Source organism: Enterobacter sp. BNK-18 (genome assembly GCF_047456135.1).
In the GTDB taxonomy this organism is placed as follows: Bacteria; Pseudomonadota; Gammaproteobacteria; order Enterobacterales; family Enterobacteriaceae; genus Enterobacter; species Enterobacter ludwigii.
Map to the genome: position 1 here is coordinate 544,011 of NZ_CP179899.1, position 24,167 is coordinate 568,177.

Annotated in this window: 22 protein-coding genes and 1 riboswitch; of the genes, 10 read left to right on the plus strand and 12 right to left on the minus strand. The window is 56.6% G+C overall.

The genetic code is table 11. From position 1 onward, the window contains the following. Positions 1–207 precede the first annotated feature (207 nt). Positions 208–2,223 carry an excinuclease ABC subunit UvrB gene (uvrB, locus tag ACMGG3_RS02645; RefSeq protein WP_414149553.1) on the plus strand — a complete coding sequence of 672 codons (2,016 nt, stop codon included), beginning with the start codon at positions 208–210 and terminating at the stop codon, positions 2,221–2,223. 86 nt (positions 2,224–2,309) lie between these two features. Here the strand turns inward: uvrB and yvcK are convergent, their stop codons facing one another. Then, positions 2,310–3,218: a uridine diphosphate-N-acetylglucosamine-binding protein YvcK gene (gene yvcK, locus ACMGG3_RS02650; protein WP_020884933.1), complete on the minus strand. Its 909-nt coding sequence runs from the start codon at positions 3,216–3,218 to the stop codon at positions 2,310–2,312. Positions 3,219–3,444: 226 nt separating this feature from the next. Further along, positions 3,445–3,579: riboswitch (molybdenum cofactor riboswitch) on the plus strand. Here yvcK and moaA point away from each other — a divergent pair. The 6 genes from moaA (at position 3,567) to ACMGG3_RS02680 (ending at position 7,040) form a co-directional block, all read left to right on the plus strand. Further along, positions 3,567–4,556 carry a GTP 3',8-cyclase MoaA gene (moaA, locus tag ACMGG3_RS02655; protein WP_063925241.1) on the plus strand — a complete coding sequence of 330 codons (990 nt, stop codon included), beginning with the start codon at positions 3,567–3,569 and terminating at the stop codon, positions 4,554–4,556. Its footprint overlaps the riboswitch before it by 13 nt. A 24-nt stretch (positions 4,557–4,580) precedes the next feature. Beyond that, a complete protein-coding gene (gene moaB, locus ACMGG3_RS02660) occupies positions 4,581–5,093 on the plus strand; it encodes a molybdenum cofactor biosynthesis protein B (RefSeq protein WP_020884931.1) in 513 nt (170 codons plus the stop codon). A gap of 3 nt (positions 5,094–5,096) precedes the next feature. Next, complete coding sequence (gene moaC, locus ACMGG3_RS02665) at positions 5,097–5,582, plus strand: cyclic pyranopterin monophosphate synthase MoaC (RefSeq protein WP_008501142.1); 486 nt, start codon at positions 5,097–5,099, stop codon at positions 5,580–5,582. Then, on the plus strand, positions 5,575–5,820 hold the full coding sequence (moaD, locus tag ACMGG3_RS02670) for a molybdopterin synthase sulfur carrier subunit (RefSeq protein ID WP_020884929.1): 246 nt from the start codon (positions 5,575–5,577) through the stop codon (positions 5,818–5,820). Before moaC ends, moaD begins: the two co-directional genes overlap by 8 nt. Position 5,821: 1 nt before the next feature. Continuing rightward, positions 5,822–6,274 (plus strand): molybdopterin synthase catalytic subunit MoaE, encoded by a 453-nt coding sequence (moaE, locus tag ACMGG3_RS02675; protein WP_014169225.1) that lies wholly within the window; start codon positions 5,822–5,824, stop codon positions 6,272–6,274. A 58-nt stretch (positions 6,275–6,332) separates the two neighbouring features. Next, entirely contained in the window at positions 6,333–7,040 is a 708-nt protein-coding gene (locus tag ACMGG3_RS02680) for a Bax inhibitor-1 family protein (protein ID WP_014169226.1), read from the plus strand. Positions 7,041–7,098: 58 nt separating this feature from the next. Here the strand turns inward: ACMGG3_RS02680 and ACMGG3_RS02685 are convergent, their stop codons facing one another. The 3 genes from ACMGG3_RS02685 to ACMGG3_RS02695 are packed head-to-tail and all read right to left on the minus strand — an operon-like array spanning position 7,099 to position 10,060. Next, a complete protein-coding gene (locus ACMGG3_RS02685) occupies positions 7,099–8,061 on the minus strand; it encodes a lysylphosphatidylglycerol synthase transmembrane domain-containing protein (protein ID WP_020884928.1) in 963 nt (320 codons plus the stop codon). Next, positions 8,061–9,302 (minus strand): cardiolipin synthase ClsB, encoded by a 1,242-nt coding sequence (clsB, locus tag ACMGG3_RS02690; RefSeq protein ID WP_014169228.1) that lies wholly within the window; start codon positions 9,300–9,302, stop codon positions 8,061–8,063. The genes ACMGG3_RS02685 and clsB overlap by 1 nt, the downstream gene beginning before the upstream one ends. After that, the gene (locus ACMGG3_RS02695) at positions 9,299–10,060 is read right to left on the minus strand and encodes an endonuclease/exonuclease/phosphatase family protein (RefSeq protein WP_014169229.1); all 762 of its coding nucleotides are present in this window, start codon (positions 10,058–10,060) and stop codon (positions 9,299–9,301) included. Before ACMGG3_RS02695 ends, clsB begins: the two co-directional genes overlap by 4 nt. Positions 10,061–10,193: 133 nt before the next feature. Here ACMGG3_RS02695 and ACMGG3_RS02700 point away from each other — a divergent pair, with 133 nt between their 5' ends. After that, positions 10,194–10,604 (plus strand): YbhQ family protein, encoded by a 411-nt coding sequence (locus ACMGG3_RS02700; RefSeq protein WP_014169230.1) that lies wholly within the window; start codon positions 10,194–10,196, stop codon positions 10,602–10,604. Here ACMGG3_RS02700 and ACMGG3_RS02705 read toward each other — a convergent pair. Genes ACMGG3_RS02705 through cecR form a run of 5 tightly spaced genes read right to left on the minus strand, consistent with a single transcriptional unit; the run spans position 10,566 to position 16,206 of the window. Then, complete coding sequence (locus ACMGG3_RS02705) at positions 10,566–11,672, minus strand: ABC transporter permease (protein WP_014169231.1); 1,107 nt, start codon at positions 11,670–11,672, stop codon at positions 10,566–10,568. The two genes, ACMGG3_RS02700 and ACMGG3_RS02705, sit on opposite strands and share 39 nt — an antisense overlap. Before the next feature lie 9 nt (positions 11,673–11,681). Next, the gene (locus ACMGG3_RS02710) at positions 11,682–12,815 is read right to left on the minus strand and encodes an ABC transporter permease (RefSeq protein WP_041162504.1); all 1,134 of its coding nucleotides are present in this window, start codon (positions 12,813–12,815) and stop codon (positions 11,682–11,684) included. Further along, complete coding sequence (locus ACMGG3_RS02715; RefSeq protein ID WP_414149554.1) at positions 12,805–14,544, minus strand: ATP-binding cassette domain-containing protein; 1,740 nt, start codon at positions 14,542–14,544, stop codon at positions 12,805–12,807. The genes ACMGG3_RS02710 and ACMGG3_RS02715 overlap by 11 nt, the downstream gene beginning before the upstream one ends. Continuing rightward, positions 14,537–15,532, minus strand: a complete 996-nt coding sequence (gene hlyD / locus ACMGG3_RS02720) for a secretion protein HlyD (protein WP_078774840.1) — start codon at positions 15,530–15,532, stop codon at positions 14,537–14,539. Before hlyD ends, ACMGG3_RS02715 begins: the two co-directional genes overlap by 8 nt. After that, positions 15,529–16,206 carry a transcriptional regulator CecR gene (cecR, locus tag ACMGG3_RS02725; RefSeq protein ID WP_014169235.1) on the minus strand — a complete coding sequence of 226 codons (678 nt, stop codon included), beginning with the start codon at positions 16,204–16,206 and terminating at the stop codon, positions 15,529–15,531. The genes hlyD and cecR overlap by 4 nt, the downstream gene beginning before the upstream one ends. Positions 16,207–16,443: 237 nt before the next feature. Here cecR and rhlE point away from each other — a divergent pair, with 237 nt between their 5' ends. Next, a complete protein-coding gene (gene rhlE, locus ACMGG3_RS02730; protein WP_020884924.1) occupies positions 16,444–17,832 on the plus strand; it encodes an ATP-dependent RNA helicase RhlE in 1,389 nt (462 codons plus the stop codon). A gap of 96 nt (positions 17,833–17,928) precedes the next feature. Then, positions 17,929–20,106, plus strand: coding sequence for an ATP-dependent DNA helicase DinG (gene dinG / locus ACMGG3_RS02735; protein ID WP_106503852.1), 2,178 nt, complete (start codon positions 17,929–17,931; stop codon positions 20,104–20,106). On the opposite strand, the gene ACMGG3_RS02740 is transcribed toward dinG, so the two are convergent. The 3 genes from ACMGG3_RS02740 to ACMGG3_RS02750 are packed head-to-tail and all read right to left on the minus strand — an operon-like array spanning position 20,093 to position 24,157. Then, positions 20,093–20,596 (minus strand): fimbrial protein, encoded by a 504-nt coding sequence (locus ACMGG3_RS02740; RefSeq protein WP_025204629.1) that lies wholly within the window; start codon positions 20,594–20,596, stop codon positions 20,093–20,095. The genes dinG and ACMGG3_RS02740 overlap by 14 nt on opposite strands. A 5-nt stretch (positions 20,597–20,601) precedes the next feature. Further along, the gene (locus ACMGG3_RS02745; protein ID WP_153852459.1) at positions 20,602–21,591 is read right to left on the minus strand and encodes a fimbrial protein; all 990 of its coding nucleotides are present in this window, start codon (positions 21,589–21,591) and stop codon (positions 20,602–20,604) included. A 22-nt stretch (positions 21,592–21,613) separates the two neighbouring features. After that, complete coding sequence (locus ACMGG3_RS02750; protein ID WP_414149555.1) at positions 21,614–24,157, minus strand: fimbria/pilus outer membrane usher protein; 2,544 nt, start codon at positions 24,155–24,157, stop codon at positions 21,614–21,616. Between the last annotated feature and the right edge of the window lie 10 nt (positions 24,158–24,167).

The following is a 24,167-nucleotide window of genomic DNA, read 5'->3' on the forward strand; positions in this document are numbered from 1 at the left end:
GAAAAAGTTCTGGGGATAACCCGTCCTGACTGGTGTTTTATGTTGTCACGGTCCAAATTTTGACCGCTATCGCGCTAATCACCCTGCCGGTACTCTAAATATCCTGACATGCTACTGGTTTTTCATCCAGTGTTTTTTACTGGCATTCCTGGCAGCAACGAGTAAAATTACTCACCTGCCGCTTATAACGTCATCAGGTTGTCGCCCATGAGTAAACCGTTCAAATTGAATTCTGCATTCCGTCCTTCCGGCGATCAGCCTGAGGCGATCCGACGTCTCGAAGAGGGGCTGGAAGATGGGCTGGCGCACCAGACGCTGCTGGGGGTAACCGGTTCGGGCAAAACGTTTACCATTGCCAACGTTATCGCCGATCTGCAGCGCCCCACGATGGTGCTGGCCCCAAACAAAACCCTGGCCGCTCAGCTTTACGGTGAGATGAAAGAGTTCTTCCCGGATAACGCCGTGGAATATTTTGTCTCCTACTACGATTACTACCAGCCTGAAGCGTATGTCCCGAGCTCTGACACCTTCATCGAGAAAGATGCCTCGGTAAACGAACACATTGAGCAGATGCGTTTGTCGGCGACGAAGGCGCTCCTTGAGCGTCGCGATGTAGTGGTGGTGGCGTCAGTGTCGGCTATCTACGGTCTGGGCGATCCGGATCTCTATCTCAAGATGATGCTGCACCTGACCCAGGGGATGATCATCGATCAGCGCGCTATTTTACGCCGTCTGACAGAGCTGCAGTACACCCGTAACGATCAGGCGTTCCAGCGCGGTACCTTCCGCGTGCGCGGCGAGGTGATTGATATCTTCCCGGCAGAGTCGGACGATATCGCCCTGCGCGTTGAGCTGTTTGACGAAGAAGTTGAACGCCTGTCGCTGTTTGACCCGCTGACCGGCCACGTCGAGTCGGTTGTTCAGCGCTATACCATCTACCCGAAAACGCACTACGTGACGCCACGCGAGCGTATCGTGCAGGCGATGGAAGAGATCAAAGTTGAACTGGCAGACCGCCGTAAGGTGCTTCTGGCGAATAATAAGCTGCTGGAAGAGCAACGCCTGAGCCAGCGCACCCAGTTTGACCTGGAGATGATGAACGAGCTGGGCTACTGCTCCGGTATCGAAAACTACTCACGTTTCCTCTCCGGGCGTGGTCCGGGCGAGCCACCGCCGACGCTGTTTGATTATCTGCCGGCAGACGGTCTGTTGGTGATCGACGAATCTCACGTGACTATCCCGCAAATTGGCGGGATGTATCGCGGTGACCGGGCGCGTAAAGAGACGCTGGTGGAGTATGGTTTCCGTCTGCCATCTGCGCTGGATAACCGTCCCATGAAGTTTGAAGAATTTGAGGCGCTGGCACCGCAAACCATCTACGTCTCGGCTACGCCGGGCAACTACGAGCTCGAAAAATCGGGCGATGAGGTGGTTGACCAGGTGGTGCGTCCGACCGGGCTGCTGGATCCGATTATCGAGGTGCGTCCGGTCGCCACTCAGGTTGACGATCTGCTGTCAGAAATCCGTATCCGCGCGGCCATCAACGAGCGCGTGCTGGTAACGACGTTGACCAAGCGCATGGCGGAAGATCTCACCGAGTATCTTGAGGAGCACGGTGAGCGGGTGCGTTACCTCCACTCGGATATCGATACCGTCGAGCGTATGGAGATCATCCGCGACCTGCGTCTGGGCGAGTTTGACGTGCTGGTGGGTATCAACCTGCTGCGAGAAGGCCTGGATATGCCAGAAGTCTCGCTGGTGGCGATTCTGGATGCCGACAAAGAGGGCTTCCTGCGTTCTGAACGCTCCCTGATCCAGACCATTGGCCGTGCCGCGCGTAACGTTAACGGTAAAGCGATCCTTTACGGCGATAAAATTACCCAGTCAATGGCGAAAGCAATTGGCGAAACGGAGCGTCGTCGTGAGAAACAGCAGCGTTACAACGAAGAGCACGGTATTACGCCGCAGGGTCTGAACAAGAAAGTGGTGGATATTCTGGCGCTGGGTCAGAACATTGCGAAGACCAAAGCGAAAGGGCGCGGGAAAGCGCGTTCAGTGGTTGAGCCGGATACCGTCGAGCTGACGCCAAAAGCGCTGCAGCAGAAAATCCACGAACTGGAAGGGCAGATGATGCAGCATGCGCAGAACCTCGAATTCGAAGAGGCCGCGCAAATCCGCGATCAGCTGCATCAGCTGCGCGATCTGTTTATCGCCGCCTCCTAGGTAAAAGCAAAATGACAGCCGCAGGCTGTCATTTTTTTAGTGTTTGCTCTCTCCCACGGGAGAGAAGTTGGGTGAAGGCATAATCTCTATCCCAGGTCCTGAATCGCCTTCTCCAGCGCTTCACGTAGCAGGTGACGGTCGTGGCGATATTTGATATCGCTCGCTTCCAGCGGCTCCTGCACCACCACGCGATCGCCAATTCCTGATACATCAACTTTCGGGCCGACCACCACGCCATCGATGATTTTCTTCCCGACGTACTGCTCCATCAGATTCAGTTTATCCGCCAGCGACAAGCTGGCCGCCGCCGGGCTCAGCTCACGGCCTAAATTGCCGATGTAAACCATGGGGGCGGGCGTTCTGCGCAGGGCCTGTGCCAGCTCTTTGACCAGTAAAATGGGCATCAGACTGGTGTAAAAACTGCCCGGCCCAATCAAAATCAAATCCGCTTCGCCGATGGCCTCAATGGCTTCACGCGTGGCGGGCACGCTTGGGTAGGTCATCAGCTCTTTTGGCGGCACGGTAAGCTGGTCGATGTTCACTTCGCCATAAACCTCGTGCCCTTCCGCATCGATTGCCATCAAATCGACCGGTTGTTCGGACATCGGGATCAGGAACGCGTCAACCTTGAGCAGGTTTCGGATCAAATTGATGGCTTCCAGCGGGCGCACTGACAGGTGATCCAGCGCTTTAAGCATCAAATTTCCAAGGTTATGCCCGGAAAGTTCGCCGTTACCGCCAAAACGGTACTCAAACATCGCCGAAGCGACGCTCGGCTCGGTAATTAACTGGTTCAGACAATTACGCATATCGCCCCAGGCGATACCCCCTTCCGCGCGTCGAATACGCCCGGTGGAGCCGCCATTATCCGTGGTTGTCACTATCCCTGTCAGCCTTGAGCCAAGTGAGGACAGAGAAGACATCACTCGCCCCAGACCATGGCCTCCGCCAAGAGCGACAACACGGTCAAGATCCGCAAAAGTGCGATTGCGCATACACATTCCTTATCACGTTCGATCTGCGTAACACTACCCTAACTACCCCTAAAAGACGATGCCTCACCCGGCGCAAAATGACGTATATCAATGTGAATATGCTGTTTTTAGGTATTCTGTAGCGAAAATACACGATTATGTCGTTATGTATATGGTTATATAGCGTTAAGTGATAATGGCGAAGGGAAGATTTCCGCGCTACTATCGCCATAACCACGTTTTCAAATTTGAAAACATACACTCGAGCCCTGGCGCCTGTGTCGAAAGATATGGCGTCCTGGCCGTGGCGAATATGCCACCAGGGTACAGAAAGAAATGACTGTGCCTCCCGTCTCTGGAAAGGTGTACATGGCTTCACAACTTACTGATGCATTCGCGCGTAAGTTTTTTTACTTACGTCTGTCGATTACCGATGTGTGCAACTTCCGTTGCACCTACTGTCTGCCCGATGGCTACAAACCGGGCAGCGTCACCAATAACGGCTTTCTCTCCGTGGACGAAGTGCGCCGCGTCACGCGCGCATTCTCTGAACTCGGCACGGAAAAGGTCCGACTGACCGGAGGGGAACCCTCTCTGCGTCGTGATTTCCCCGATATCATTGCTGCGGTGCGTGAGAACGATCGTATCCGTCAGATTGCGGTCACCACCAACGGGTACCGCATGGCTCGCGACGTTGCGGCCTGGCGCGACGCGGGCTTAACAGCCATTAACGTCAGCGTGGACAGCCTCGATGCCCGCCAGTTTCATGCCATTACCGGCCAGGATAAATTCCGCCAGGTGATGGATGGAATTGACGCGGCATTCAGTGCCGGGTTCCAGAAGGTCAAAGTCAATACGGTGCTGATGCGTGACGTCAACCATCACCAGCTTGATACCTTCCTGGCGTGGATCAAATCCCGCCCCATCCAGTTGCGTTTTATCGAGCTGATGGAAACCGGCGAGGGCAGTGAGCTGTTCCGTCGGCATCACATCTCCGGGATGGTGTTGCGTGATGAGCTGCTGAAACGCGGCTGGATCCACCAGATCCGTCAGCGCAGCGACGGCCCGGCGCAGGTCTTTTGTCACCCGGATTACGAAGGGGAAATCGGGCTTATCATGCCGTATGAGAAAGACTTCTGTGCCAGCTGTAACCGTCTTCGCGTCTCCTCCGTTGGTAAGCTGCATCTGTGCCTGTTCGGGGATGGCGGTGTCGACCTTCGCGATCTGCTGGCGGACGACGCCCAACAGGCCGCGCTTGAAGCGCGGATTTCTGAAGCTCTGACGCACAAAAAACAGACCCACTTCCTGCATCAGGGCAACACCGGCATTACTCAGAACCTGTCCTACATTGGCGGGTAATCAGGCTTAAGAAGGAACCAGAAGATGAGTCAGGTTAGCGCGGAATTTATCCCGACACGCATTGCTATTCTTACCGTTTCCGACCGCCGCGGTGAAGAGGATGACACCTCCGGCCACTGGCTGCGCGATGCGGCACATGATGCCGGGCACAGTATTGTTGATAAGGCGATCGTGAAAGAGAACCGTTATGCCATTCGTGCCCGGGTCTCTCAGTGGATTGCCAGCGATGAGGTGCAGGTGGTGCTGATCACCGGTGGCACCGGTTTTACCACAGGCGACCAGGCTCCCGAGGCGCTCGTCCCGCTGTTTGACCGGGAAGTGGAAGGCTTTGGTGAAGTGTTCCGCATGCTCTCGTTTGAAGAGATTGGCACCTCCACGCTGCAGTCGCGTGCGGTGGCCGGTGTGGCGAACGGCACGTTGATTTTTGCCATGCCCGGCTCGACAAAAGCGTGTCGCACCGCGTGGGAAAATATCATTGCGCCGCAGCTGGATGCCCGTACCCGTCCGTGTAATTTCCATCCCCATTTAAAGAAATAAGTTATGTCGCAACTGACCCACATTAACGCCGCTGGCGAAGCACATATGGTGGATGTCTCCGCCAAAGCCGAAACGGTGCGTGAAGCGCGTGCTGAAGCCTTCGTGACCATGTTGCCAGAGACCCTGGCGATGATTATTGACGGCAGCCATCACAAAGGCGACGTCTTTGCCACCGCCCGCATCGCCGGGATCCAGGCTGCGAAACGCACCTGGGACTTAATTCCGCTCTGCCACCCGCTGATGCTGAGCAAGGTGGAAGTTAACCTGCAGGCGCAGCCGGAGCACAACCGCGTGCGCATCGAGTCGCTCTGCCGCTTAACCGGGAAAACCGGGGTTGAGATGGAAGCCCTGACGGCGGCCTCTGTCGCCGCGTTAACTATCTATGACATGTGCAAAGCGGTGCAGAAAGATATGGTGATTGGCCCGGTTCGTTTGCTGGCGAAAAGCGGTGGTAAATCCGGTGATTTTAAGGTGGACAGCCATGATTAAGGTGCTCTTTTTTGCTCAGGTCCGCGAGCTGGTGGGCACCGACAGCCTGACGCTTGATGCCCCGTTTGACACCGTTGCCGACCTGCGTGCGCATCTTGCCGCGCAAAGCGACCGCTGGGCGCTGGCGCTGGATGAAGGCAAGCTGCTGGCCGCGGTTAACCAGACGCTGGTGGAGCTGACCCATCCGCTGACGGCCGGGGATGAAGTGGCCTTCTTCCCGCCGGTGACAGGGGGCTAAGATGGCTGAAACCCGAATTCTGGTAGGTCATGATCGTTTCAGCGTTGGTACAGAATATGACTGGCTGGCAGAGCGTGACGAAGACGGTGCGGTTGTCACCTTCACCGGTAAAGTGCGTAACCATAATCTCGGCGACAGCGTAAAGGCGCTGACGCTGGAACACTATCCGGGCATGACGGAGAAATCCCTCGCGGAGATCGTTGAACAGGCGCGTGGCCGCTGGCCGCTCGGGCGAGTGACGGTTATCCACCGTATTGGTGAAATGTGGCCTGGCGAGGAAATCGTTTTTGTCGGCGTGACCAGTGCCCACCGTAGTAGCGCGTTTGCAGCTGGGGAGTTCATTATGGATTACCTCAAAACCAAAGCGCCATTCTGGAAACGTGAAGCGACGCCGGAAGGCGACAGGTGGGTTGAGTCGCGTGACAGCGACAAAGAAGCCGCCAGTCGTTGGTAGTCGGTTTGCGTGGATGTGTTAGTCTTAACGTGTGTGTCTACTTAATCAGGAGTGAATCATGGACCGATTTCCGCGTTCCGATTCAATAGTACAGCAGACCCGTACCGGGCTGCAGACGTATATGGCTCAGGTTTATGGCTGGATGACGGTCGGTTTACTGCTGACCGCCTTTATCGCATGGTATGCAGCCAACACGCCTGAGCTGATGATGTTTATCTTCTCAAGCAAAATCACCTTCTTTGGGCTGATCATCGCGCAACTGGCGCTGGTCTTTGTTCTCTCCGGCCTGGTGCAGAAGCTGAGCGCCGGAATGGCGACCACGCTGTTTATGCTCTATTCGGCACTGACGGGGCTAACGCTCTCCAGCATCTTCATCGTGTATACCTATTCCTCCATCGCCAGCACGTTTGTGGTCGCTGGCGGGATGTTTGGTGCGATGAGCCTCTACGGCTACACCACGAAGCGTGACCTGAGCGGTTTCGGCAGCATGCTGTTTATGGGGCTGATTGGGATTGTGCTGGCGTCGCTGGTGAACCTGTGGCTGAAGAGTGAAGCGCTGATGTGGGCGGTGACCTATATCGGGGTGGTGATCTTCGTCGGTTTGACGGCCTACGACACTCAGAAGCTGAAAAATATTGGCGAACAGATTGACGTACGCGACAGCTCAAACCTGCGCAAATACGCGATTCTGGGCGCCCTGACGCTGTATCTGGACTTTATCAACCTGTTCCTGATGTTGCTGCGTATTTTAGGCAACCGTCGTTAAGGGTATTTCCCTTACCCGACCTGCGTTGCGCAGGCCGGGTAAGTTCCCCCGCCAGACCTCACTTCGCTAACGCTTTCTCATTCTTCGCCCGCAGTTTCTTCGCCCGACTCTCCAGCACCAGATAACATACCGTTGCCAGCGCCAGCGGCAGGAAGTAATAGAGCATACGGTAGGCCAGCAGGGCGGCAATAATCGTACCCTGTGAAACATGCTCTCCGGCGAGCAGGGCGATAAATACCGCCTCCAGCACCCCAATCCCCGCCGGAATATGCACGATCACGCCGGCAATGCTGCTGACCAGCAGCACGCCCAGCACAAAGAAGTAATTCACATCTTCACCAATGAGCATCCAGATAATCGCCCCCATCGCCATCCAGTTGGCGCTGGACACGGCCATCTGCAGGACCGCGAATTTCCACGAAGGCAGCACCAGTTTTTGCCCCTTGATGGTCATGTGTCGGCGTTTGGCAAAGGCGCAGGCCCAAAGATAGAGCGCAATGATGAGCAGTAATGCAAAGCCTAAAATCCGCAGCGTGGTTTCATCGATGTACCAGTGCGCAGGCAATTGCACTACGCCGATGGTGAAAATCACCCCGCCGAGCAGAATGTAACCCAGCCAGTTGGTGGTGATGCTGAGGGAAAAAATGCGCGTAATGGTCCCACCCGGCAGGCCGAGGCGCGAGTAAAGGCGATAGCGCATGCCGATCCCGCCCACCCAGGTACTCAATGTCAGGTTAAAGGCGTAACAGATAAACGACACCAGCATGACCTGGCGCTTCGCAAGCTTATGGCCGCAGTAGGCGCGGCCCAGCAGGTCATAGCAGCCGTATATGAGGTAGCTTACAATCACCAGCCCCACCGCGCCCAGCAGCACCAGCCGGTTGTAGTTGCGGATAACTTTCCACACCTCTTCCCAGTCAACTTTCTGGGCGTAAACCACCAGCAGAACCGCGACGGCGATGAAAAACAGCCAGGTGAGGATCTTTTTAGCCAGCCGCCAGCGTGGATGTGATTTCGACATCAGGTTTTCCCTCCATCTTCCGCTTCAACGCGGTCCTGGGTTTCCATTTCGGGCTGGACAGGCGGATCCACCAGCGCAAGTTTTGGCGTGTGCGCCGGCAGCCAGCCCACCATCGCCGGGAAATGACGCAGGAAGTGGAACACCACCACGCTAATGCCCAGATTCCACCAGGTGCGTTTGGGCACCATGGATTCGTCCACGCGCACGCAGTCGTTCACGATCAACGCCTGCAGGTTATCCCTGAGAGTCTGGTTGAACTGGCGATCGTGGATGATCAGGTTAGCTTCAAGATTCAGTGACAAACTCAGCGGATCGAGATTGCTGGAGCCCACGGTGGCCCAGTGATCGTCCATCAGGGCAACTTTGCCGTGCAGCGGCCGGCGGCGATATTCGTAAATTTGTACGCCACCTTTCACCAGATAGTTGTACAGCAACCGGGCACCGATTTTGACAATCTGCATGTCCGGCTCGCCCTGAACAATGAGCTTCACCCGCACGCCGCGTCGGGCCGCATTGCGCATGGCATGCAGCAGGCGATAGCCCGGGAAAAAGTAAGCGTTGGCGATAATCACTTCGCGCTTCGCATTCGCCAGCATCTTCAGGTAATGCCGCTCAATGTCGTCCCGGTGCTCACCGTTATCCCGCCAGACAAACAGCGCCTGCGCTTCACCGGGGTGACGGTTCTCTTCCGGACGATGATGGCGGCGCTGCCACCAGCGCCGGGCAGCCTCTTTACCGGGCAGGTTTTCCAGCTCAAAGAGCAGGATATCCTGCACCACCGGTCCTTCAATGCGAATCGCGTAATCCTGCTTGGCTTCCGGGCCGTAATCGGACATATGTTCAGCGGAGTAGTTAATGCCGCCAACAAACGCTACCGTCTCATCCACCACCACAATTTTGCGGTGCATCCGGCGGAAAAGATTGGTACGCATGCCGAAAAGGCGAGGGCCAGGATCGTAATAACGGAACACGACGCCTGCCGAGGTGAGCTCATTGACGAACGCATCACTGAGGTCCGGTGAGCCATAGCCATCCAGCAGCACTTCGATTTTGACGCCACGCAGGGCAGCACGAAGCAGCACGCTGTGCAACTGCTTACCGACGTCGTCTTCGAACCAGATAAACGTTTCAAGGATCACTTTCTGCTTTGCGTGGTCAATCGCGTCAAACACCGCGGGGTAATATTCATCCCCGTTGACCAGCAGCGTGATCCGGTTGCCTTCCTGCCATGAACATTTCATAAGTGGATCTCCGCGCTGAGCGGCGCATGGTCGGAAAGATGTCGCCAGTTAAGTAACGCCAGTGCGGTCGGGCTGCTGGCATGGGCGTTTTTCACGTAGATTCTGTCGAGTCGCAAAAACGGGAACCGTACCGGAAAGGTGCGTGCAGGCCTGCCGTTTGCACGGGTGAAAATCTCCTCAAGTCCCGCATCAACCTTCAACGGATGGTTAGCCCGCTGCCGCCAGTCGTTGAAATCACCGGCCACGACCACGGGTTCACCTTCGGGCAGGGCATTGGTCCATTCAGCCAGCATTTTTAGCTGTGCCTGGCGATGGGCTTCGCGCAGGCCCAGATGAACACAGCCCACGTGCACCGGGAACGCCAGGTCCGGCGGGGCGATACGGCAGTATAGCAGCCCGCGTTTTTCACTTTCACCCACAGAGACGTCGCGGTTCTCGTAATGTTCGATGGGAAAACGTGACAGCACCGCATTACCGTGATGCCCTTCCGGGTACACCGCGTTGCGCCCGTAGGCGTAATCACTCCACATGGTGTCGGCCAGGAATTCGTAGTGCGGGGTGTCCGGCCAGTTTTCAAAGTGAAGCGGATGCACTTCGTGCGCGCCCATGACTTCCTGAAGGCAGACAATGTCCGCGCTGACGGTGCGAACCGCGTCGCGCAGCTCCGGTAAAATGAAGCGGCGGTTAAATGCTGTGAAGCCTTTATGAATGTTTATCGTCAGCACTTTAAGCGAGAAATGCTGCATTTTTTTGGTCATACGTTCCTTCCAGGGTGACTATCCCGATGAAAATAAAGTGTAGTAGGCGTCACAAAAAGATGCGGTGTTACGGAATTTTCCGTAAAGTGCGGTAGTCTGATTAAGCAGAGAAAAATCCTTCAGGAGAGAAGCCATGAAGTGGCAACAACGCGTTCGTGTCGCAACTGGCCTGAGTTGCTGGCAGATAATGTTGCATTTACTGGTCGTGGCCGTACTGGTGATGGGCTGGATGAGCGGCACGCTGGTGCGGGTCGGCTTAGGGCTATGCGTCCTCTATGGCGTCACCGTACTGTCGATGCTGTTTTTACAGCGCCACCACGAAGCACGCTGGCGTGAGGTGGGTGATGTGCTCGAAGAGCTCACCACCACCTGGTACTTTGGTGCGGCGATGATTGTGCTTTGGTTGCTGTCGCGTGTGCTGCAAAACAACCTGCTGCTGGCCCTGGCCGGTCTGGCAATCCTCGCAGGGCCTGCCGTGGTCTCGTTACTGACCAAAGAGAAAAAGCTACGCGATGTTTCGTCTAAACATCACGTACGCCACTGAACCCGTCGTGGCCGCTATGATCAGTAGCGGCCACAAACTTCCCCAGACAATGTCCAGACTCGCATCCTTCAGATAGATCTGCTTGGTGATATCCGTGAAGTGCCGAATTGGGTTTATCCACGTCAAATCCTGTAACCATACCGGCATGTTCTCGACGGGTGAGACGTAGCCCGAAAGCAAAATCGCCGGCATCATAAAGACGAACACGCCAATAAATGCCTGCTGCTGGGTAGAGCAGAGCGCGGAAATCAGCAGTCCAAACCCGACCAGCGACAGCCCGTAAATCACCATGGTGAAGTAGAACAGCGCCAGCGAACCGGCGAACGGGATCTGGTAGGCCCATATTCCCACGCCCAGCACGATGGTGGCCTGGAAGGTCGCGACAATCAGCGCCGGAACCGCTTTGCCGACGAAAATTTGCCATGTTGCGAGCGGGGAAACCAGCAGCTGATCGAGCGTCCCCTGTTCGCGCTCACGGGCGACGGAGAGCGACGTTACGATCATCACTCCGATGGTGGTGATCATGGCGATCAGCGATGGCACCACGAACCATTTGTAATCCAGATTCGGGTTATACCAGTTGCGCACCACCAACTCGCTGTTGTTGGGTTTAGGTTTCCCGTCCATCAACTCCTGTTGGTAATCTTTCACCACCTGCTGAAGATAGTTGGCTGCAATCTGGGCGCTGTTGGAGTTGCGCCCGTCGAGGATTAACTGCATTGGTGCCGTCTGGAAGGTATCCAGGTTGCGGGAAAAATCGGCCGGAAAACGCACCAGCAATAATGCTTTTTGCGTATCGATGGTGGGCTGGATCTCCTGGGGGCTTTTCAGCAGCAGGATGTGGGTAAAAGCCTTCGCCCGGGCGAAACGCTGCGTCAATTCGACGGAATGTTTGCCGTTATCTTCGTTGTAGATAGCAATGGTGGCGTTAGTCACCTCCAGCGTGGCGGCAAACGGGAAGAGCAACACCTGAAGCAACACCGGTAATACCAGAATGGCGCGCGTCTGCGGCTCGCGCAGCAGCGACTGCAGCTCTTTGCGTATCAATGTCCATAAACGGTGAAACATGTTCGCTCCTTAATCCAGACGCCGTTTGGTCTTTATCCACGTCAGCCCAATAAACATCGTTGCCGATGCCAGCAAAAACAGCGTGTTGATGATCAGCACCACCGGAATATTCCCCGCCAGGAACAGGCTTTGCAGCGTACTCACGAAGTAGCGCGCCGGAATAATGTAGGTCACGGCACGGATCACGGCGGGCATGCTGTCTATCTGGAAAATAAACCCGGACAGCATAATCGACGGTAAAAAGGCGGCGTTCAGGGCCACCTGCGCGGCGTTGAACTGGTTACGGGTGATGGTGGAGATAAGCAGCCCCATCCCGAGGGTGCTCAGTAAAAACAGACTGGTGATAAAGAACAGCACCACCAGCGATCCACGGTACGGCACGCCGAGGATAAACACCGAGACCAGCATGCAGAGCAGCATCGCCAGCATGCCGAGGAAGTAGTAGGGGATAAGCTTACAGAGCAGCAGTTCAACCCGTGTGACCTCGGTAGACAGCAGCGCCTCCATGGTGCCGCGTTCCCACTCGCGGGCAATCACCAGCGAGGTCAAAATGGCGCCAATAACCGTCATGATGATGGTCACCGCACCCGGGATAATAAAATGCTGGCTAATGGCCGCAGGGTTAAACCAGTAGCGCGTCTGCACGTCGATCAGCGGTTCGAAGGTTTCCCCGCGATCTTCGGCGCGCTGCATTTGCCACAGCTGCCAGATACCCTCCACATAGCCTTGTACAAAGTTCGCGGTGTTTGGCTCGCTGCCGTCGGTGATCACCTGCACCGGCGCACTGGTATCGGTGCGCGCCATGTTGGCGGCAAAATCCACCGGGATCACCACCAGCCCACGTATCTTCCCGGCCTGCATCATCTGGATTAGCGCCTGCCGGTTGTCGCTGATGGTGGCGTCGATGTAAGGGGAGCCGGTCATGGTGTGGGTGAAATCAAGCGCCTCTTCGCTCTGCTGCTCCAGCAAAATCCCGACCCGCAGTTTGCTGGAGTCGAGGTTGATCCCGTAGCCAAAGATAAAGAGCAGCAGCAGGGGGATCACCACAGCGATCAGCCAGCTGCTGGGGTCACGCACGATCTGGCGCGTCTCTTTGATACACAACGCACGCACCCTGCGCCATGAAATGGCGTTATTGCGCATGGGCATTCCCCTTATCCCAGTCGTGGATGAGGGTAATAAACGCCTGTTCCATGGTCGGGTCCGGGACCTCGTCATCGGCGGCCTGTTCTTTCAGGTCGTCCGGCGTACCGTGGGCAATCAGCTTGCCGCGATACACCAGCCCGATGCGGTCGCAGTATTCCGCCTCATCCATAAAGTGGGTGGTTACCATGACCGTGACCCCTTTCTCCACCATGCTGTTAATATGCAGCCAGAACTCGCGGCGCGTGAGGGGGTCAACGCCGGAGGTCGGCTCATCGAGAAACAGGATATCGGGCTCATGCATTAATGAGCAGGCCAGCGCCAGCCGCTGCTTGAAGCCGAGCGGCAGTTCGTCGGTGGCATGGGAAGCAATGCCCGTCAGGCCAAAGGCCTCGCTCATGCGGTGGATTTTCTCGTTCTGCGCGCGTCCCCGCAGGCCGTACACGCCGGAGAAAAAGCGCAGGTTCTGCTCGACCGTCAGGTTGCCATACAGTGAGAATTTCTGCGCCATATAGCCCAGATGCTGACGTGCCTTGCCGGAGCTGACCTTCAGGTCCATGTCGAGCACCAGCGCTTTCCCCGAGGTCGGTACCAGCAGGCCGCACATCATCTTAAAAGTGGTCGATTTCCCGGCGCCGTTTGGCCCGAGCAGGCCAAAAATCTCACCGCGTTTCACCGCGAAATTGACGTTATCGGTGGCGGCAAAATCCCCAAACTTTTTGGTGAGGGATTTGGCTTCAATCACCGTTTCACCCGGCGTACCTTCAACCGTGTGCAGGATCGCGGCGAGGGGGGATTCTGATGTCCCTGCGCCGCCGAGCAGATCGATAAACGCATCTTCAAAGCGTGGCGCGGTCTCCTCCATCTCAATTTCAGGCATACCCGGTGCACGACGTATATCGTCCACGGTCGCCTCTTTCGTGAGGATCACGCGCACCGAACGGCCCTGAATCATTCCGTCGCTGACCTGAGGTAGCTTCAGCACCCGCTGCAGCAGCTGACGGTTGGAGGCCTGGGCGCTGTGCAACAGGAAGCTGCGACCAGCCATGCTCTGCGTCAGCGTGGTCGGCTCTCCCTGATAAAGCAGCTCACCTTCGTTCATCAGCAGAACGTCACGGCACTGTTCCGCTTCATCAAGGTACGAGGTGCTCCAGAGGATCAGCATCCCATCGCCGGCTAACTCATGCACCATCTGCCACAGCTCGCGGCGCGAAATCGGGTCGACGCCCACGCCGGGTTCATCGAGCAAGAGAACCTTCGGCTCGCCCACCAGCGTACAGGCCAGCCCCAGCTTTTGTTTCATCCCACCGGAGAGCTTGCCCGCCAGCCGGTCGGTGAAGGGGCCAAGCGAGGTAAATTCCAGCAAACGGGCAAAGGTCTTCTGACGGGTTTCGCCAGTGACGCTGCGCAGGTCAGCATACAGATTAAGGTTTTCCATCACCGTCAGGTCTTCATACAGACCAAACTTCTGCGGCATATAGCCCAGCATGGCATGGAGCGCGCCATCGTCTTTAATCGGGTCGAGTCCGAGCACGCTGGCGGTTCCTTCATCGGGCTTTAACAAACCCGCCAGCATCCGCATCAGCGTCGTTTTTCCTGCGCCGTCCGGGCCAACCAGCCCGGTCACATAGCCTTTCTGAATGGTACAGTTCAGCGGGGCGACGGCAGGTTTTTCCATCCCCGCGAAGCGTTTGACCAGATTGTTGAGCTGAATAACCGCGTCATTCATGTCGTTCCCCGTCGCTGACTTTTACGGTGACAGGCATGCCCTGACGCAGCGCGTCGTCGGCATCGGTCACGATGATGCGCAGGCGATAAACCAGGTCGGTACGCAGATCCGGCGTTTCAACCGTTTTGGGTGTGAATTCAGCCGTCGGTGACACAAAGCCAACTTTGCCATGATACGGTTTATCCGGCCGACCGTCGGTGTAGAGCAGCAGCTCGCGGCCCGGCTGCATCTGGCCGAGATTAGGCTCATCAATGTAGGCGCGCACCCATACCGGACGCGTCAGAGAAAGCGTCAGGACGGTGCTTCCCGCGCTTAACATGCTGCCCGGCTCCACGGCGCGGGTCATCAGCGTGCCGTCAGACGGGGCAATGAGCGTGGTGTCGTGCAGATCCAGTTCCGCCTGCGCCAGCTGCGCCTGCGCCTGTTCCAGGCTGGCTTTTGCCTGCGCGATGTCCTGCGGGCGATTACCGGTGTGGTACTGGGTTAATTTATCCTGGGCGGATTTCAGCGTCGCCTGGGCCTGGTCGCGGGAGGAGCGGGCGTTTTCCAGGTCGTTGGCAGAAATGGTGCGGCTTTTCCACAGGCCCTGCTGACGAGCATAGAAGTTTTGCGCGTAGTCATAGGCGGCCTGCGCCTGTTTGACCGCGGCGGCGGCCTGAGCAATCTCTTCGTCACGGTAGCCGGCCAGCATCAGGTCATATTGCGCCTGCGCCACGGAAACGCCTGCTTTCGCCTGCATCAGCGCGTTCTCGTACGGGGCCTTGTCGAGCATCCCCAGCATCTGACCGGTTTTGATGGTATCGCCTTCATCAACGGTGAGGGAGGCCAGGCGCCCCCCGACGCGGAAACTCATATTCACGGTGCGAATATCGACGTTGCCGTACAGCGTCAGGCCTCTGTCCTGGTGACTTTGATACCACAGCCAGCCGCCGATACCTGCGGCAAGCAGAACAACGACCACCAGAATGATGGCGACAGGTTTTTTCATGACTTCAGGCTCCTTTGCGTTAAGCCTTGCAGGATCAGATCGAGATGACAGGTGATGACCTGGCTAATCTGCGCGGCTTTATCCTCATCAAATTGTGTCCAGCCGGTGCGTAACAGGATCGTTTCGCGCCCAAGACGGAAGGCGAGAATTTCACCCAGCAGGGCGTGGGTATGCAAAATAGTCTCGGTATCGTCGGCGTCTCGTCCGGTATAGGCCGCGATCAGCCGGGTCAGGTGCGTATGCATCGGGGCAATCACCTGATCGTGCACTCGCTGGTAAGCCGCCGTAGGGGAGAGCTGCTCACGGGAGATGAACTTACTCAGGCTCAGCGTCTCGTCGTGGGTCAGCAGGCGAATCATATTGTCGCAGGCGCTGATAATCAGCTGCCTGATGGCGGCGCGATCCGGCGACGGCTGGCTCAATAGCCCGCTGGCCTCTTCAACGTGTGGCCGAAAATGGTTACCGATAAAGTCGGCGATCCACTGGGCACAGGCGAGGTACAAATCCTCTTTTGAGCCAAAATAGTAGGTGATGGCCGCAATGTTTTGCCCGGCCTGCGCCGCGATGTCCCGCGTGGTGGCATGCAGACCATATTCGCCAAACTGCGCCAGCGCGGCGGCAATAAGCTGGTTTTTGGCCTGTTCACCTTTCGATGTCGTAGGGGTCGTATTCATGGCGGTTTTAAAAATTAATCAATCGATTGATTAACATTATGCCCGGTTGCCCTTTTTGTCCAGTGACCCCACGGCGGGAAATCTTTCGTCAACGCAGCGCCGCGGGATATTTTATGCGCCACGTCACAAAACCTGCTACACTCCGCTGCTTCACGACATTGTGGTTTTTGTCCTTCCCTATTCGTTATATCTCCCTGAAAACTACACCTGTGATGGTCGGGGCGGTTCGGAGTTTTTATGTCTTTTGATTCCCTTGGCCTGAACCCTGAAATTTTGCGCGCTATCGCAGAGCAGGGCTACGTCGAGCCAACCCCAATCCAGCAGCAGGCTATTCCGGCCGTTCTGCAGGGCCGCGACCTGATGGCCAGCGCCCAGACCGGTACCGGTAAGACCGCGGGTTTTACCCTGCCGCTGTTAGAGCTGCTGGTAAAAAATCAGCCGCACGCCAAAGGACGTCGTCCGGTGCGTGCCCTGATCCTCACCCCAACGCGTGAGCTGGCGGCCCAGATTGGTGAGAACGTGCGTGAGTACAGCCGCTATCTCAACATTCGCTCGCTGGTGGTTTTCGGTGGAGTAAGCATTAACCCGCAGATGATGAAGCTGCGCGGTGGCGTGGACGTGCTGGTGGCAACGCCGGGTCGTCTGTTGGATCTTGAGCACCAGAATGCCCTGAAGCTTGATAGCATCGAAATCCTGGTGCTGGACGAAGCTGACCGCATGCTGGATATGGGCTTTATCCACGACATTCGTCGCGTGCTGGCTAAGCTGCCACCGCGTCGTCAGAACCTGCTGTTCTCTGCCACCTTCTCTGATGAGATCAAGGCGCTGGCGGAAAAACTGCTGCATAACCCGCTGGAAGTGGAAGTGGCGCGCCGCAACACCGCCTCTGAGCAAATTACCCAGCACGTGCACTTCGTTGATAAAAAGCGTAAGCGGGAACTGCTCTCCCATATGATTGGTCAGGGCAACTGGCAGCAGGTGCTGGTCTTTACCCGTACCAAGCACGGTGCTAACCATCTGGCGGAACAGCTGAATAAAGACGGTATCCGCAGCGCGGCGATCCACGGTAACAAAAGTCAGGGGGCACGTACCCGCGCGCTGGCTGAATTTAAATCCGGTGACATTCGCGTCCTGGTTGCCACCGACATTGCTGCCCGTGGTCTGGATATTGAAGAGCTGCCGCACGTCGTAAACTACGAGCTGCCAAACGTACCGGAAGACTATGTTCACCGTATCGGTCGTACCGGTCGTGCGGCGGCAACCGGTGAAGCGCTTTCGCTGGTGTGTGTGGATGAACACAAACTGCTGCGTGATATCGAACGTCTGCTGAGAAAAGAGATCCCGCGTATCGAAACCCCGGGCTATGACGTTGACCCGTCCATCAAGGCGGAGCCTATTCAGAATGGCCGTCAGGGCGGCGGCGGTGGTCGTGGTCAGGGTGGCGGAGGGCGCAGTCAGCAGCCGCGTCGTTCTGAAGGCGGTGCACCGAAAGCCGCGGGCAAACCTCCGCGTCGTAATACAGAGGCTAAGCCAGGCGGTGAAAGCCCATGGCGTAGCGGCGAGGGGAAACCGGCAGGGGAAGGGCAGCGCCGACGCCGCCCGCGTAAACCTGCTAACCCGCAGTAATCTGGAAGCCCGGTCGTAGAGCCGGGCTTTTCTTTTGCGACAGCGGAAAGAAAGTGCCACAATAGTGGCTGTTTATACAGTATTTCAGGTCCTCCGATGGCTTTAACCGCGGCGCTCAAAGCGCAAATTGGCGCCTGGTATAAGGCGCTACAACAGCAGATCCCCGATTTTATCCCCCGAGCGCCTCAGCGGCAGATGATTGCTGATGTGGCAAAAACGCTCTCCGGGGACGACGGACGACATCTGGCGATTGAAGCCCCGACGGGTGTCGGGAAAACCCTGTCGTATTTAATCCCGGGCATTGCCATTGCGCGGGAAGAGCAAAAAACGCTGGTGGTCAGCACCGCTAACGTGGCCCTGCAGGATCAAATCTTCAGCAAAGACCTGCCGCTGCTGCGCAAAATCATCCCTGAACTGCGATTTACAGCCGCCTTTGGCCGTGGGCGTTATGTGTGTCCGCGCAATCTCGCGGCTCTCGCCAGCAGTGAGCCCTCTCAGCAGGATCTGCTGGCCTTCCTGGATGATGAACTGACGCCGAACAACAAAGCGGAACAGGAGCAGTGCGCGAAGCTAAAAACCGAGCTCGACAGCTACAAGTGGGACGGCCTTCGCGATCACACCAGCCATGCCATCAGCGATGATTTGTGGCGCAGGCTCAGCACCGATAAAGCCAGTTGCCTTAACCGCAACTGCCACTACTACCGCGAGTGCCCGTTCTTTGTCGCACGGCGGGAGATTCAGGAAGCGGAGGTGGTTGTCGCTAACCACGCGCTGGTCATGGCCGCGCTGGAGAGTGAGGCCGTCCTGCCGGAGCCTAAAAACCTGCTGCTGGTGCTCGATGAAGGCCACCATTTGCCGGATGTGGCGCGGGATGCGCTGGAGATGAGCGCCGAAATCACCGCGCCGTGGTTCCGCCTGCAGCTGGATCTGTTCTGCAAGCTGGTGGCGACCTGTATGGAGCAGTTCCGCCCGAAAACCACGCCGCCGCTGGCAGTGCCCGAGCGGCTGAGCGAACATTGCGAAGCGGTCTACAGCCTTATTGCTTCCCTGAATAACATCCTCAATCTTTATCTCCCGGCGACCCAGGAAGCAGAGCACCGCTTTGCGATGGGAGAGCTGCCCGACGAGGTGATGGAGATTTGCCAGCAACTGGCGAAGCACCTTGAAAAGCTGCGCGGGCTGGCGGAGATGTTCTTAAACGATCTCAGTGAGAAAACCGGTAGCCACGACGTGGTGCGTTTGCACCGCATTCTGCTGCAGATGAACCGTGCGTTGGGCATGTTCGAAGCCCAGAGCAAGCTCTGGCGTCTGGCCTCGATGGCGCAGGCGTCCGGAGCGCCGGTCACCAAATGGGCAACCCGTGACGTGAAAGACGGGCAGGCGCACCTGTTTTTCCACTGCGTGGGGATTCGTGTTGCCGATCAGCTGGAAAAGCTTATCTGGCGCAGCGTGCCGCACGTGGTAGTGACTTCCGCGACGTTGCGTTCCCTGAACAGTTTCTCCCGTTTACAGGAGATGAGCGGACTGAAAGAGAAAGCTGGCGATCGTTTTGTGGCGCTGGATTCGCCGTTTAACCACTGTGAACAGGGCAAGCTGGTCATTCCGCGCATGAAGTATGAGCCGCTTATCGACAACGAAGAACAGCACATTGCCGAAATGGCAGCGTATTTCCGCGAGCAGCTGGAGAGTGAAAAATATCCCGGCATGCTGGTCCTGTTTGCCAGTGGAAGGGCGATGCAGCGTTTTCTGGAGCACGTTACCGACCTGCGATTACTGTTGCTGGTGCAGGGCGATCAGCCCCGCTACCGGCTGGTAGAGCTGCACCGCAAACGCATTGATAACGGGGAACGTAGCGTGCTGATCGGGCTGCAGTCATTCGCGGAGGGGCTGGATCTGAAGGGGGATTACCTGACGCAGGTGCATATCCATAAAATCGCCTTCCCGCCCATCGACAGCCCGGTCGTCATCACCGAAGGTGAATGGCTCAAAAGCCTCAATCGCTATCCGTTCGAGGTCCAAAGCTTACCCGCGGCATCGTTTAATCTGATTCAGCAGGTGGGGCGTCTCATCCGTAGCCACAGCTGCTGGGGAGAGGTGGTGATTTATGACAAACGTCTGCTCACCAAAAATTACGGCCAGCGGTTACTCAACGCTCTGCCTGTTTTTCCGATTGAACAGCCGGACGTGCCCGATGTTAAAAAACGTCCGGCAAAACCTGCCGCCGGACGGCGTAAAAGCATCCGTACGAAGGGGCGCGGGCCTACTGGTAAGTAAAGGTCACCTGGACCACGCTGTTAAACGTTCCGGCGGTGACGGGCAATGCGCTGGCATAATAGCGGGCAGCCAGAGGAAACGTTGCCGTGTGGTCCGCTGAGTTAACCGGAACGTTAAAGGCTGCCTGCGGGGCAATGAGTATATTGTCCTGGCGGTCTGCCAGTTCCAGAGCCAACCCTTTCGCACTGCCGATATTGGCGAATTTTGTCGGGTGCGTACTGTCGGCCTGACCATAGAAAAAGGCGGTCGCCAGCGCAAGTGTGGGAGGACAATGTGAGACCGAGAGCGTAAAGTCTTTCCACGCGCCGGTATCGCCCACATTTTTAAAATCCCCTGATACCGCCTGGCCTAAATCCACCGTCAGGTTGCGGCTGGCGCTGTCAATAATGCAGGTGTTGGCGTAAATATTGCCTGTCATCTGGATCTGAATATCGTCCGCCTGTGCCCGGGCAATCAAGCCGAGAATCAGGATCGCAAGTGTCTTTTTCATGTTGGTCACTTATAAGCCAGAGTGATCGTCGCCACGGTATTGGCCGGCCCCGGTGTCACCACGTTGCTGACCTGTTCGTAACGAACCTCGAACGGTATTCGCAGGGTTTCGTTGGCGATGGCCTGGCTTCGGGTGCTGACATAGGTGTCAAAGGTGGCGAGATGGTCATCAAAGAGCATTCTCACGCCCACGCCGGTTGCCATTCCGTTCTGCTGAGTCAATTTGATCACCCCTTCGAATGCCGTTTCGTAGCCGTTTGCGCTGGTCACCTTTAGCTCAGGCTGGACGGTGCTGTCGCAATTAATCGTGACGTCAAAGTTTTGTGCAGGGCTGGATAGCAACCCGATACTGATAAAATCACTGACGGGAAAATCGCCCAGGTTCACGGTGAGATTTTTAGGCAGGACAGAGCAGGTAACCGTTTCGAGATTCACATTGCCCGCATAGGAAATCGTATTAGGATCGCTGATGCCTTCATGCTGATAAACCCCGACACCAAATTTAGACTCCGCCTGAGAAAGCGAACCTGATTTGACCGTATTGCTCGTTTTCACCAGTTCCAGCGTGACATTAAAGTTAAAGGCCTCAGTAATGTCGTTGGAGACATAGCCCAGCGGCGTGCCGCTTGAATTACAGTACATTCCCCCGGCACCGGTAATTCGCTGGCCTTTGTCATTCATCAGCGCTACGCCAATTCCTTCCAGCCCTGATTCATACACCCCAGAAAGACCGGGGATCTCCAGACCTGCGCCGTAATAGCACGCAACAATCGGAAGCCCGAAGTCAGAAGGGTTATAGCAGTTGCCCGCCACGTGAACGATCTGCTCGGTGCCCGGAATGGTGGCACCTACCGGCAACGTGCTCGAGACGGATACGGAGGCCACATTAATCTGTTTTGGCAGATCGGAGGAGGTACAGAGCGCGTTAGCATGTGGCATAAATAACGCGGCGGCTCCCAGAACCAGGAAGAAAAAGCACTGTTTAATCATTTGCATAATGGTTTGCCTGAACGGTGAATCAGTGGCACTGCGCAGCAGCGTTAAGGATGTTGGTTTTCTCTGTCTCATCCGTAAGGGCGTAGTCGGCCTCGCAGTGCTCGCTCGCATCCTGTCCCCAGGTGACGGCGAGATGCCCTTGCTTTGGCAGGCCGGAGAGATAGGTCTGGCCGTCATTGCCGACAATAAATTCGCTGTCCTTATCCTCCGTTGTTACCGTCGCACCGAAGGGCAGCGGTTTACCGTTGTGCGTCAGCGTCATCAGGACGCGGCTGCCCACGCGGGTATTAAAGCTGGCGCGCACCACGGCCCCGCGTGTCGGGGTCACAACGTACGCTGCGTGCGTCACGTCGGCCTCGTCGGGCAGGGTTTCGGTATCCAGCGCAATGGTATTGTGGCGATAAGGGGTAACAAACGGCACGACGGTATAGCCGCGGAAGTCGGTCTCAACGCCCGTCTGATTGGCGATATGCGTACCGTGTGTTCCCGGTGCTTTCACCAGCGCAATGGTCTCTCCGAGCGGCTGGCTCAGGGTTATCCCGTTGGCGTGCACGATCGCGCCACCCTGCAGCCCGACGTTTACGGTTTGCTGATATTTATCCTGGCTTACCCCGCCGCTCACTTCACCATAGGTCGCTTTATAATCGGCGTTCATGCTGGTGGAGTTTCCGCTACCGGTGCTGCTCAGCCCCTCCTGAATATTCCAGTTGAGGTTGTCTCCCTTCAGCGCGGTACCGTTAAGGCCGATGTTCTGCGTCGTACCGTCTTTGGTGTTGTTGAGGTTGTAGGTGGCCCAGGTGTTATGCATCCAGCGATCCAGTGGAACGGAGACGTTTAATGAGAACTGGTTGTCGTTCATCACATCCTCACCGTTCGCATCGCTGTCCTGGGTGTTTTTGTTCATGCTGTAGCTCAGGCTATAGCTGACGCCGTGCCAGCTGTTGTTGTAGCTGACGCTCATGGAGGTCATATCCTGGCTCTGGCTCCAGTAGGTCTCTTTGACCAGGCTCAGGGTGACAGAGCCCCAGCCCGCGGGCAGCGTCTGGTCGACGGTGGCTTCCGTTCGGGCACGTCGCTGCTGCGGCGCAGACCCGTCATCTGAACGGGTGTAAGACTCCATCGTGTCTTCCAGGGTGTAAAACCCTTTGCTGTTGTAGCGATAGCCCGCCAGGGAGAAGTGAGTGCCCGAGGCGACAAAATCTTTGCTGTAGCGAACGCGCCAGGATCGGCCTTTGCTGGCCTGCTGCTTTTTCAGCAGCGCTTTGGCGCGGGTGACATCAAGGGAGAAAGCACCCAAATCGCCCAGGTTTTTCCCGACGCCCAGCGCCCGGGACTGATAATGGCGACTCTGCTGCGCACCACCGTAGGCGGTGAAACCCAATGGCATGCCGTAGATGGCGCTGCCCTCGGCAAACGGGGTTTGTTCGACGTCCTTGTCGTAAGACCGGTAACGCCCGGCGGTCACGCTGTAGCGGAGATTCTTTTCACGCTGCAGGACCGGGACCGAGGCGTAAGGCACGACAAAGTGACTTTCGCTGCCGTCGGTCTCTTTCACGGTGACCTGCAGATCGCCGCTGCTGCCGGTGGGATAGAGATCGTTAATTTCAAACGCACCGGGTGCAACCGTGTTCTGATAAATGACGTAACCGTTCTGACGAACCATCACCAGCGCATTGCTGTGGGCAGTGCCGCGAATAATCGGCGCATAGCCTTTTTCACTGTCCGGGAGCATGTCGGTATCGGATTTAAGCTCAACCCCGGTATAGGGCACGCTGTCGAAAACGTCCGACGGGGAGGTGCTTTGCCCGACGGTCATATCGCTTTTCATCGCCACGATATCGCGTTGAGCATAGGTGTAGACGGAGGAGAACCTGTGCTCTTCCTCGTTGCCCGTTGTACTGCGATTCCACGTGGAATAATTGCGTATGCGCCAGGCCCCCACATTGAGGCCCGGGCGCAGGTTAACGTACTGGCTGCTGTTATCCTGCTCTCCCTGCACACGGGCATGGCTCTGGCTGGCGGTGGCGCTGTAGTTCAGCAGACCTGCGGTGATCCCTTCGTCGAACGTTTTCGGGTCGATATACCCGCGCGGGACCTGGCCCAGCGCCGTTTGTGGAATACTGAGCAACAGTTGCTGATGACGAACCTGAAACGTTGCGGATGCCGCGGGAATGGCGTTTATATCGGCGCACTGGCCTTTAGCCATCAGCGCGGGATACTGCCGGGTTTTGATCCCAAGGTTTTTTAGCTCATCCAGGCTAAAGCAGGGTTGAAGAGAATGATTGCCCTGATCGTCTTTTATTAATTTGAACGTGACATCACGGGTATCAATTTTATTATTGTTGATGAAAATGTTGACCTGATATTTTCCGGGGGCTTGTCCCGGTCCTTTTTCATAAACAGACAGGTCGGTTTTCCCCTGTTGAGGATTATCAATATCCAGTAATGCCGGGTTGAAATAATCATCAGCCATAACCTGCTGCGCAAAGATCGCCAGTGCCAGGCCACATAAAATGACCAGCATTGAAGAAAGGCGATGGATGAACGGCTTTTTATGGCTGTACATGATGATATTA

What these genes read in the sequence shown, in the direction of transcription:
- moaD (WP_020884929.1), top strand. Translation starts at nt 5,575, where the DNA reads ATGATTAAGGTGCTCTTTTTTGCTCAGGTCCGCGAGCTGGTGGGCACC.
- moaA (WP_063925241.1), top strand. Translation starts at nt 3,567, where the DNA reads ATGGCTTCACAACTTACTGATGCATTCGCGCGTAAGTTTTTTTACTTA.
- ACMGG3_RS02700 (WP_014169230.1), top strand. Translation starts at nt 10,194, where the DNA reads ATGAAGTGGCAACAACGCGTTCGTGTCGCAACTGGCCTGAGTTGCTGG.
- ACMGG3_RS02705 (WP_014169231.1), bottom strand. Translation starts at nt 11,672, where the DNA reads ATGTTTCACCGTTTATGGACATTGATACGCAAAGAGCTGCAGTCGCTG.
- yvcK (WP_020884933.1), bottom strand. Translation starts at nt 3,218, where the DNA reads ATGCGCAATCGCACTTTTGCGGATCTTGACCGTGTTGTCGCTCTTGGC.
- ACMGG3_RS02695 (WP_014169229.1), bottom strand. Translation starts at nt 10,060, where the DNA reads ATGACCAAAAAAATGCAGCATTTCTCGCTTAAAGTGCTGACGATAAAC.
- dinG (WP_106503852.1), top strand. Translation starts at nt 17,929, where the DNA reads ATGGCTTTAACCGCGGCGCTCAAAGCGCAAATTGGCGCCTGGTATAAG.
- moaB (WP_020884931.1), top strand. Translation starts at nt 4,581, where the DNA reads ATGAGTCAGGTTAGCGCGGAATTTATCCCGACACGCATTGCTATTCTT.
- ACMGG3_RS02680 (WP_014169226.1), top strand. Translation starts at nt 6,333, where the DNA reads ATGGACCGATTTCCGCGTTCCGATTCAATAGTACAGCAGACCCGTACC.
- ACMGG3_RS02685 (WP_020884928.1), bottom strand. Translation starts at nt 8,061, where the DNA reads ATGTCGAAATCACATCCACGCTGGCGGCTGGCTAAAAAGATCCTCACC.
- uvrB (WP_414149553.1), top strand. Translation starts at nt 208, where the DNA reads ATGAGTAAACCGTTCAAATTGAATTCTGCATTCCGTCCTTCCGGCGAT.
- ACMGG3_RS02710 (WP_041162504.1), bottom strand. Translation starts at nt 12,815, where the DNA reads ATGCGCAATAACGCCATTTCATGGCGCAGGGTGCGTGCGTTGTGTATC.
- moaE (WP_014169225.1), top strand. Translation starts at nt 5,822, where the DNA reads ATGGCTGAAACCCGAATTCTGGTAGGTCATGATCGTTTCAGCGTTGGT.
- rhlE (WP_020884924.1), top strand. Translation starts at nt 16,444, where the DNA reads ATGTCTTTTGATTCCCTTGGCCTGAACCCTGAAATTTTGCGCGCTATC.
- moaC (WP_008501142.1), top strand. Translation starts at nt 5,097, where the DNA reads ATGTCGCAACTGACCCACATTAACGCCGCTGGCGAAGCACATATGGTG.
- ACMGG3_RS02745 (WP_153852459.1), bottom strand. Translation starts at nt 21,591, where the DNA reads ATGCAAATGATTAAACAGTGCTTTTTCTTCCTGGTTCTGGGAGCCGCC.
- ACMGG3_RS02750 (WP_414149555.1), bottom strand. Translation starts at nt 24,157, where the DNA reads ATGTACAGCCATAAAAAGCCGTTCATCCATCGCCTTTCTTCAATGCTG.
- ACMGG3_RS02740 (WP_025204629.1), bottom strand. Translation starts at nt 20,596, where the DNA reads ATGAAAAAGACACTTGCGATCCTGATTCTCGGCTTGATTGCCCGGGCA.
- clsB (WP_014169228.1), bottom strand. Translation starts at nt 9,302, where the DNA reads ATGAAATGTTCATGGCAGGAAGGCAACCGGATCACGCTGCTGGTCAAC.
- ACMGG3_RS02715 (WP_414149554.1), bottom strand. Translation starts at nt 14,544, where the DNA reads ATGAATGACGCGGTTATTCAGCTCAACAATCTGGTCAAACGCTTCGCG.
- hlyD (WP_078774840.1), bottom strand. Translation starts at nt 15,532, where the DNA reads ATGAAAAAACCTGTCGCCATCATTCTGGTGGTCGTTGTTCTGCTTGCC.
- cecR (WP_014169235.1), bottom strand. Translation starts at nt 16,206, where the DNA reads ATGAATACGACCCCTACGACATCGAAAGGTGAACAGGCCAAAAACCAG.